This is a genomic window from Rhodopseudomonas sp. WA056, assembly GCF_010906995.1.
GTDB lineage: Bacteria > Pseudomonadota > Alphaproteobacteria > Rhizobiales > Xanthobacteraceae > Rhodopseudomonas > Rhodopseudomonas palustris_G.
The window spans coordinates 1-9,031 of sequence record NZ_QPFS01000161.1; the positions used below are offsets into that span (position 1 = coordinate 1).

The 9,031-nt window shown below is 67.1% G+C and carries 8 protein-coding genes and 1 pseudogene; 1 reads left to right on the top strand and 8 read right to left on the bottom strand.

Annotated features, from left to right (window positions below; genetic code table 11):
• The 4 genes from ftsA to DU475_RS21785 form a co-directional block, all read right to left on the bottom strand.
• Window positions 1-978: cell division protein FtsA (ftsA, locus tag DU475_RS21770; RefSeq protein ID WP_164633306.1), on the bottom strand; the 978-nt coding region annotated here is incomplete at its 3' end.
• Window positions 975-1,964 (bottom strand): cell division protein FtsQ/DivIB, encoded by a 990-nt coding sequence (locus DU475_RS21775; protein WP_164633307.1) that lies wholly within the window; start codon window positions 1,962-1,964, stop codon window positions 975-977. The genes DU475_RS21775 and ftsA, both read right to left, overlap by 4 nt.
• 317 nt (window positions 1,965-2,281) lie before the next feature.
• On the bottom strand, window positions 2,282-3,271 hold the full coding sequence (locus DU475_RS21780) for a D-alanine--D-alanine ligase family protein (protein WP_142883115.1): 990 nt from the start codon (window positions 3,269-3,271) through the stop codon (window positions 2,282-2,284).
• Between the two features lie 106 nt (window positions 3,272-3,377).
• Entirely contained in the window at window positions 3,378-4,706 is a 1,329-nt protein-coding gene (locus tag DU475_RS21785; RefSeq protein WP_164633308.1) for a glycosyltransferase family 87 protein, read from the bottom strand.
• A 234-nt stretch (window positions 4,707-4,940) separates the two neighbouring features.
• Between DU475_RS21785 and DU475_RS21790 the strand changes: the two genes are divergently transcribed.
• Window positions 4,941-5,759, top strand: coding sequence for a bestrophin-like domain (locus tag DU475_RS21790; protein WP_164633309.1), 819 nt, complete (start codon window positions 4,941-4,943; stop codon window positions 5,757-5,759).
• A 140-nt stretch (window positions 5,760-5,899) separates the two neighbouring features.
• Here the strand turns inward: DU475_RS21790 and murB are convergent, their stop codons facing one another.
• The 4 genes and pseudogenes from murB to DU475_RS21810 all read right to left on the bottom strand — a co-directional run.
• Window positions 5,900-6,829, bottom strand: a complete 930-nt coding sequence (murB, locus tag DU475_RS21795; RefSeq protein WP_164633312.1) for a UDP-N-acetylmuramate dehydrogenase — start codon at window positions 6,827-6,829, stop codon at window positions 5,900-5,902.
• Window positions 6,826-7,305, bottom strand: a complete 480-nt coding sequence (locus DU475_RS21800; protein WP_164633310.1) for a DUF6653 family protein — start codon at window positions 7,303-7,305, stop codon at window positions 6,826-6,828. The genes murB and DU475_RS21800 overlap by 4 nt, the downstream gene beginning before the upstream one ends.
• Window positions 7,306-7,321: 16 nt before the next feature.
• Complete coding sequence (gene murC / locus DU475_RS21805) at window positions 7,322-8,728, bottom strand: UDP-N-acetylmuramate--L-alanine ligase (protein WP_164633311.1); 1,407 nt, start codon at window positions 8,726-8,728, stop codon at window positions 7,322-7,324.
• A 134-nt stretch (window positions 8,729-8,862) separates the two neighbouring features.
• Window positions 8,863-9,031 (bottom strand): annotated as a pseudogene (locus tag DU475_RS21810) (UDP-N-acetylglucosamine--N-acetylmuramyl-(pentapeptide) pyrophosphoryl-undecaprenol N-acetylglucosamine transferase); the annotation flags it as partial.

A 9,031-nucleotide genomic window follows, 5' to 3' on the forward strand; every position in this document is an offset into this window, starting at 1 on the left:
TGAGCGTCTCGTGGGCTCGGAGATGGGTATAAGAGACAGGATCACTTGCGGGCCGTCCCGCTCGTCCCCGGCGGCCGGGATCGACATCAACTCGCGCGCATCGGAACCGCCAGTTAGCACCGTGCCATATAACGTCTTGATTCGCTCGGCATCCGCAATGCACGCGCCCAGGCCGCGCGCGAGATCCATCGTGATGTGATGCCCGCCGACCGCAAATCCGGACGCATGCACGAAGCGGCCGCCCGAATAGACCGCGATCGTCGTGGTACCAGCTCCCATCTCGACCAGTGCGGCGCCGAGATCGACTTCGTCGTCGGTCAGCATCGACAGGCCGGCGACGTAAGGGCTCGCCGCCATCGCCTCGACGTTGAGATGGCAGCGCTCGACGGCGAGCATCAGGTTCTTGGCGACGGTGGCGTCGGTGGTGACCACGTTCATGTCGACGCCGAACTGCCGCGCCACCATGCCGCGCGGATCGCGGATGCCCTTGACGCCGTCGAGCGTGTAGCCGACCGGGAGCGCGTGCAGCACGGCGCGGCCGATGCCGGTGGCGTGGTGCATGCCGGTCGAGGTGACGCGGCTGATGTCCTCGGCTGTCACGGCCCCGCCCTTGATGTCGGAGGCCGCTTCGATCAACTGGCCTTGCAGCCGGCCGGCCGAGACCGACAGCAGCACCGACTCAACCCGCACCTTGGCCATCCGCTCGGCCAGCGCGACGGCGTGACGGATCGCCTTTTCGCACTCGCCCATATCGACCACCGCGCCGGCCTTGACGCCGCGCGACTGGATCTGGCTGAAGCCGACCAGCTCGATGGCGTGGGTGCGGCCGCGCAGCGCATCCTGCGGCGGGCACGGCTTCAGCCGCGCGATCATGCAGGCGATCTTGCTGGTGCCGATGTCCAGCGAGGCCACCATCGCGGTGCGATGCGGCGGCATCGGCCGGGTCTTCGGGGTCTGGGTGCGATCAAAGCCGGTCACGCGTCACCAGCCTTTTTCTTGATTTTCTTGTCCTTGCTGAACAGCTCTTCGCGCGCCTTGAAGGCGGCGTCCGACAGCCGCACCGTCAACCGGTCCGGCAGCCGCATGTCGATCGCGGTGATGTCGCGCGAGAACAGTTTGTCGTCGTTGTCGAGCTGGCTGAGCAGCGCCAGCGCATTGCCGACATCGTGTTCGGGCATCCGGATCACGAGACCGGAAGTGAGCCAGACGTTCCAGCGCCGCTCGCCAACCAGGGCGACGGCGCGGGTCTGCGACCACACCTGCGGATAGCGCTGAAGCAGCGCCAGGAAATCCTTGGCGCGCTCGCCGGCCCCCTTCCCGACCACCAGCGGCAGCGACAGGAAGCGCCGCGCCACGTAAGGTTCGAGCACCTCGCCGTCGTCGGCAATCACCGACATGTGGCCGTCGAGCTGCCAGCGCGCGAACGCGGTGCGCTCGACGATGTCGATCTGCAGCTCGCCGGGATAGAATTTCAGCACGGTCGCATCGGCGATCCACGGGTTCGCCTTCAGCTTGTCGCGGATCGCAGCGGCGTCGAGAAACAGCAGCGAGGAGCGGCCGGTGATGCCGCCGATCGCCAGGATTTCGTCCTGGGTGAGCTGTTTGCGGCCGGCGATCGCGACCTGCTTGATGCGGAAGCCGGCGAGGTTGGCGGCGGCATTGCGGGCATCGTCCAGCGCCTGAACGAACTCGTCGACGTGACCGCCCTTGACGATTCCCATACCGGCGCTGGACAGCAGGATCAGCGCGGTGAAAGCGACGCCGACCCGCCGCGGCAGCCAGCGCTCCAGCGCCGCGATCAGCCCGCGTTGCGGCTCGGGCCGCACCAGACGTTGCGGCTGCGCCTGCTTCTTGCGCGAACGACGCTCGCGCAGCAGCGCAGCCACCGCCAGGGCGACCGCCATCAGGTCAGACTGAAGCCTCGACAGTCGCGACGACCGGGCGAGGCGCCCTCCACCATCCATTGCCAGAGCTCGTTACACGTTGCGCCCGCACCTATTTCCGGGCAATGGCGCAGGTGACCTCTCGGTGGTTCCGGACCCGCCCGCGGGCCGGACCGCCTGCCCCAATGCAAGACCGAAACGGAAAACAAGCTCCGCCCGGCTTACGCCACGACAGCCGAGCGCCAGGATGCGCCGCCAGCGTTAACCTTCGGCCCTCCTGGTAAACAAAACGTAAATCAGGCCCGTGCAGGCCCGAATTTGTTGCGTCCGGAGAAGGATTTGCAGCGAAAGCGCGGCAGTTCTGCCCGGCCTTCGGATGGAACCTGCAGGCTGTCCGGTCAGCTCCGGACGCTGCGCCCGGCCAGCGCGATCTGTCCCTTCAGGAAGTCCACGAAGTCGATCCCCTGCGCCTTCAAGGCCTTGGGATAGAGCGAGGCGCCGGTCAGGCCGGGCAGCGTGTTGGTCTCGAGGAAGATCGGACCATCCTTGCCGACGATAAAGTCGGAGCGCGAGTAGCCGCGGCACGACATCACCCGATGGGCCCTGACGGCATAGTCCATGATCATCGTCGCGACCTCCGGTGCAAACCGTCCGGGGCAGATCTCCTGGGTGGATTTGGCGAGATATTTCGCCGTGTAGTCGAAACCGCCATCGGCCGGCACGATCTCGATCGGCGGCAGCGCCAGCAGCGAGCCGTCCTCGGCTTCGAGCACGCCGCAGGTCGCCTCGACGCCGGCGACGAACGGCTCGATCAGATAGTCCTCGGTCTTGGCCGCCTCGCGCACCGCGACCAGATCCTGCCTGGCGTTGATGAAGAACAGCCCGTAGCTCGAACCGTCACGGGTCGGCTTGGCGATCAGCCGGCCATGGGTCTCGAGCGCGGCCTCGGCGTCGGCTAGCGCGATGCCCACCGAGGTGCGGACCCCGGCGATCGCGGCGAAGCGCTTGGCGGCGGCCTTGTCGAAGGCCAGATGCGAGGCTGCGGCGCCCGAACCGGTGAATGGTACGCGACGCAGCTCGCACATCGCCTGCAACTCGCCGTTCTCGGCGACGCCACCGTGGAGGCCGAGCACCAAGAGCCTGTGCTCGGCCGCGGCGCGGTCGAGCGCGATATCGAGCGGACCGACCATCTCGCCATCGGGGGCGAAGGGCTCTTCGAACGGCCTTGCGTGCGCCAGCAACGTTTGCGCGGTGACGCAATGAACGCGATCGTCGTCGTTCCAGAACCACAAATCCGCATCCGGCAGCGCGCGCTGTAGCGCCTGCGCCGAAGCGACCGAGACCAGTCGCTCTTTGCTGGTGCCGCCGAACAGAATGGTGTGTCGCATCATCGATCCGCCGCGCGGTCCCTGCTGGTGTCGAAAATCGCCGCTGCGTCCCGCGGGGCCGGCGCGGCGCAATCTTGCCGATTTGGCCGATTCGGAGAAGCGGCGGTTACGACGACGCAGAGGTGCGCCGCAGACAGACGAAGCCCCAGATCAGCAGCACGACCAGCGCCGGTGTCACCAGCCCGATCACCCGCAGCGGCTGCCACACGCCGCCTTCGGTCGCCACCATGCCAAACCACATCAAGCCCGCCCATGCGATCAACGCCGGCACCAGGCTGACCCGCCCCGTTCGCCGCCACGCCTCGATCTGCACCACCGCGACCAGCGGCGCGGCGAACGCGACGTAGTTCGGCTGCGACACGGACAGCATCACCGGCAGCGCCGCGGCCAGCACCGCGCCACCGATCAGCAGCGTTTCGCCCGCCTGCGGTTGCGCCCCGTTCAAGCGCCAGAACCGGCCGTGACCGGCCCATACCAGGGCAACCAGAAAGACCGCATCGAAGGCGAGTTGCCCGGCGGTGGCGAACAGCGGCAGCGTGTCGGTCGTCGGCAGGCCGCCGGCGGCGATGCGAGCCAGCATCGCGCCGATGCTGAGCATGTCGTAGGACGTGAAGGTGATCTCGCCTGCGATCTTCGGATTGGGCACGCCGGTGAAGATGCCGCTGAGATGCTCGGTCCACATCGCTTGGTACAGCGTTACGACTTCCGACGGCCCCAGGCACAGCATCGGCACGACGAACAGAAACACCAAGCTGAAGCCGGCGGTGGCGAGCACGGTCCTGAGATCGCCGCGGAGCACCGGGAAGATCAGCAGCGCCAGCGGGAACAGCTTGATGGTGAAGCCGAGCGCCAGCGCGCAGGCGGCCAGGTTGGTCCGGCCGCGCACATACAGCACCAGGAACGCCACCATGGTGAGCAGCACCACCGCGCTCGGCTGCCCTCGCCCGAGGCCGTCGCCGAAGAACGGCAGCAATGCGGCCAGCGGCCCGAGCCGCAGCAGCCACCACGCGTTCCAGCCGGTCTGATCGAGCGGCTGCGGTGCGACGCGTTGCAGCTCACGCGCCCACAGATCGACCGCCACCAGCATCGCGATCGCCCCGACGACGTACCAGGCCGCAACCGACACCGGGAGCGGCAACGCCCAATCCGGCTTGGGGAAGCCGTCGAGCGGATAGGCGAACGGCCCCATCAGCAGCGCGAAGGTCGGCGGATAGTGATAGGTCCAACCGTGGTGATCGGCGACCTGGTACAGCGGATAGCCTGTCCACACCGCCCAAGCGGCGCGGAAGAACACCTGCACGTCGCCGAAGCCCTGCACCGCAGAGCGCCGCACCACGACGGGAAGGTAGATGCACAAGGCCAGCGCGACCGCGGCGATCAGGAGGATTTCGTACCAACGCAGAGCCCGCCAGCGGGGTGCAAATTGCGAATGCAAGGCGGGATGCTCCATCTCGGCCAGCGGTGTACTTCGCAGCCCGGTCGGGCGGAACCGTGGCGCTCCACCCCCCGATACGCGCAGAGCTGCCAAACCCCTCGCGCCGCTTTCCGTGGACGATCGGCGTGAAAACGGCCATGGTTCGTGCCGATCCGGCGTCTTTTGCGCCCGAAATGCCAATACCCCGCCGCTGCGACGCTGTTTCCTGCGACAGCGGGAAACAATGAGAAACAGATGATTCAAGCCTGGCTCGACCTTCCTCCCTTCGGTACCTTCGTCACTTTGGCCATGCTGTACTACGGCGTGACGGCGCTGCTGATCGCAGTGGTCTTCGCATCGCCGCTGCGCGGTCCGATCGCGAGGTTTCAGGGCGTGGTCGCGCCGTTCTTCTCGTCGGTGGCGGTGCTGTTTGGTCTGCTGACCGGCTTCCTCGGCTACGATGTCGCCGAACGCAATCGCCAGGCGACGCGCGCGGTGCAGGCCGAGGCCGGCGAGCTCCAGAACGTCTACACCCTCAGCATCGCGGCGGCGTCGGACATGCGCGACATTCGGGTCGCACTGAAGGATTATACCCGTTCGGTGCTGAAGAACGAATGGCCGACCGTGAACGGTTTCGCCGCGCCGCCGACCAGCATCGCCTACGACAGGATGCTGAGCGAGATCAGCGCGCCGGCGATCACCCGCGACTCCGGAGCGGCGGTGCACGTCGCGCTGCTGAGTTCGGCGGTGCGGGTCGGCACCGCCCGCAACACCCGGATCAGCCTGTCGACCGACCGCACCAGCGATCTGAAGTGGATTTCGGTGATGTTGCTCGGAGTCATCACCCAGGTCGCGCTCGCGCTGGTGCATCTCGACAAGCCGCGGGCGATGCTGGCGGCGCTGACCGTTTTCGCGACCGGAGCGATCGTCGCGCTCGGCCTGATCGCGCTGCAGGAGGATCCGTTCAACGGCATCTTCCGGGTATCCGCGGTGCCACTCGAACACGTTCTGTCGCTGCCGGACACGCCTGAACTACCAGTCAGTCCGGCACCGCCTTCGCCAGCAAAGCCCTGAGCCGGCACTTCCGAATGCTCGCTTCGAGACGCCCGGCTTCGCCGGGCTCTCGGGAAGAGAACTCAGTGGCCTCGACAACGGCCGGAGCCGATTCAATCAATCGATCAAGCGCACCGGTCGATAGCGCCCCGACGGCGGGCTCAACGGTGGTCGGGCGCTATGCCGATCCGCTTGATCTCCCATTGCAGCTCGACGCCGGACTGCGCCTTGACGCGGGCACGCACGGTCTCGCCCAGCGTCTCGATATCGGAGGCGGTCGCCTCGCCGGTGTTGATCAGGAAGTTGCAATGCATCTCCGAGACCTGGGCGCCGCCGATTCGAAGGCCGCGGCAGCCGGCGGCATCGATCAGTCGCCACGCGCTGTGACCAGCCGGGTTTTTGAAAGTCGAGCCGCCGGTCTTCTCGCGGATCGGCTGCGCCAGTTCGCGGTGCGCCTGCACCTCGTTCATCTTGGCGCGGATGTGATCCGGCGTCGCCGGGGTGCCGCGCAACCGCGCCGAAGTGAAGATCAGCGCAGGATCCGCGCCGCTGTGGCGATACGAGAATTGCATCGCGGCGTTGTCGAACAGTTTGCGGGTGCCGCTGCGATCATACGCGGTGGCGTCGATCAGCACGTCCTTGGTCTCGCGGCCGTTGGCGCCGGCATTCATCCGCAGCGCACCGCCGATCGATCCGGGAATGCCGTAGTAGAATTCGAGGCCGCCGAGCTGCGCAGCGGCCGCGGTCTCGGCCACGCGCTTGTCGAGTGCGGCGGCACCGGCATGCACCACCTCGCCCTCGACCCGATGCTCACCGAAGCCGCGCGGCGACAGCCGGATCGCGACACCCGGCAGCCCGCCGTCGCGCACGATCAGATTGGAGCCGAGCCCGAGACACATCACCGGAATCTCCGGCGGCAGCCGCGACAGGAAGTAACCGAGGTCGTCCTCGTCGGCCGGGGTGAACAGCACCTGCGCCGGCCCGCCGACGCGAAACCAGGTGAGCGGCGCCAGCGGCTCGTTGCCGAGCAACCGCCCGCGCAACTCCGGCATCGCGGCTTTCAGCTCGGGGGTGATATCGGGGAAGTTCAGTACAGCCAAGAACGATACTCCGGGTTCTGATCCTTCATGTCCTCGAACAGCCACACCATGCGATCGACGAACCAGGTCTTGGCGAGGATGACGACCATCATGCCCAGCAAGGTGACGGCGAGATCGAGCACGATCAGGCCCCAAGCCAGCACCGGCAGGCCGCACATCGAAATTCCCGCGGCGACGCCGGGAACGATGCGATGCCGCTCGGGAATCTCGTCGCGTTTCAGTCCGACCCAGATTCGCTCGCCGAGCACAGCTTTCGAGGCCCAGCTTTCGGTCGAAGCCGGCGGCGGAAACGCGCGCGGATTCCACGCCAGCCAGGCGATCGTCAGAGCGACCGGCACGAGAGCCCACCAGCCGATCCAGTCCCGGCTCCAGATCGCGAGGACCAGCACCGGAAACGCGGCGTAGCGAGTCCACACGCTCCACGGATTGGCGTGCCGCTTCCAGGTGTCGTCGCTCAGGACCGCCATCGGCGCCTCGTGTCCGTCAGCCGCCCAACGCCTTCAATTCGCCGGGCAGCGCGTAGGCCCATTGGGTGATGTTGCCGGCTCCTAAGCAGACCACGTAGTCGCCGCTGCGCGCCAAGCCGGCGACGACGCCGGCGAGCGAGGCGGAATCCTGCAACGGGACGACGTCGCGGTGGCCGTGAGCGCGCAGGCCGAGCACGAAGTGATCGCGGTCGATCCCTGCGATCGGCGCTTCGCCGGCCGGATAGACGTCGGCGACAATCACCGCGTCGGCATCATTGAAGCAGGTGCAGAACTCTTCGAACAGCGACTGCAGCCGGGTGAAGCGATGCGGCTGCACCACCGCGATCACCTTGCCGGCGGTCGACTGCCGCGCCGCCTTCAGCACCGCCGCGATCTCGACCGGGTGGTGGCCGTAATCGTCGATGATGGTGACGCCGTTCCACTCGCCGGTCTTGGTGAAGCGGCGGCGCACGCCGCCGAACGCCGCAAGCGCCTTGCGGATAGTGTCGTCGGACAGGCCGAGCTCGTGCGCCACCGCGATTGCCGCGGTGGCATTGAGCGCGTTGTGGCGGCCCGGCATCGGCAGCATCAGATCGGCGATCTCGTGCGCGGTGCCGGCCTTGCGGTCGCGGAACGCGACCTTGAAGGTGGACCCGCCGCCGCTCGGCGTCAGATCGAGCAGCCGCGCGTCGGCCTGCGGGTTCTCACCGTAAGTAATAATCCGGCGATCTTCGATCTTGCCGACCAGAGTCTGCACCACCGGATGATCGATGCACATCACCGCGAAGCCGTAGAACGGCACGTTCTCGACAAAGTTGCGGAATGCGTCCTGCACCGCATCGAAGGTCTTGAAGTGATCGAGATGCTCGGGATCGACATTGGTGACGATCGCCACATCCGCCGGCAGCTTCAGGAAGGTGCCGTCGCTCTCGTCGGCCTCGACCACCATCCAGTCGCCGGCCCCGAGCCGCGCATTGGTGCCGTAGGCGTTGATGATGCCGCCGTTGATCACTGTCGGATCGAGGTCGCCGGCATCGAGCAGCGCCGCCACCATCGAGGTGGTGGTGGTCTTGCCGTGGGTGCCGGCGATGGCGACGCAGCTCTTCAGCCGCATCAATTCGGCCAGCATTTCGGCGCGCCGCACCACCGGAATGCGCTGGGCGCGCGCCGCCAGCAGTTCCGGGTTGTCGCGCTTGATGGCGGTCGACACCACCAGCACGTCGGCGCCCTTGATGTTGTCCGCCTGGTGGCCGACGTGGATCTGGATGCCCTTTTCGCGCAGCCGGTTGACGTTGGCGCTCTCGGAGGCGTCGGAGCCCTGCACGGTGTAGCCGAGATTGCACAGCACCTCGGCGATGCCGCTCATGCCGATACCGCCGATCCCGACGAAGTGGATAGGTCCGATCTCGCGCGGCAGTCTCATGGGGAGGTCTCTATCGTTGCTCGCCGCGCCCGGATGGTCCCGGGCGTTCGCGATTCAGGTCACTTCATGCAAGACGGGGATGGCCGGGACAAGTCCGGCAAATGCGCCGTTGCGAGGTTTTCGTCCGCCCGGCCTTAGACCTTCGCGACACGGCCGACGACGTCGGCGAGGCGTTCGGCGGCGTCCAGACGGCCAATTTGGCGCGCTGCGGCGGCCATTTGGGCCAATTTGGCCGGATCGGCCGCCAGCGCCGTGATCTCGGCGGCGAGCCGGTCCGGGGTAAAATCCGGTTTAACGATGCGG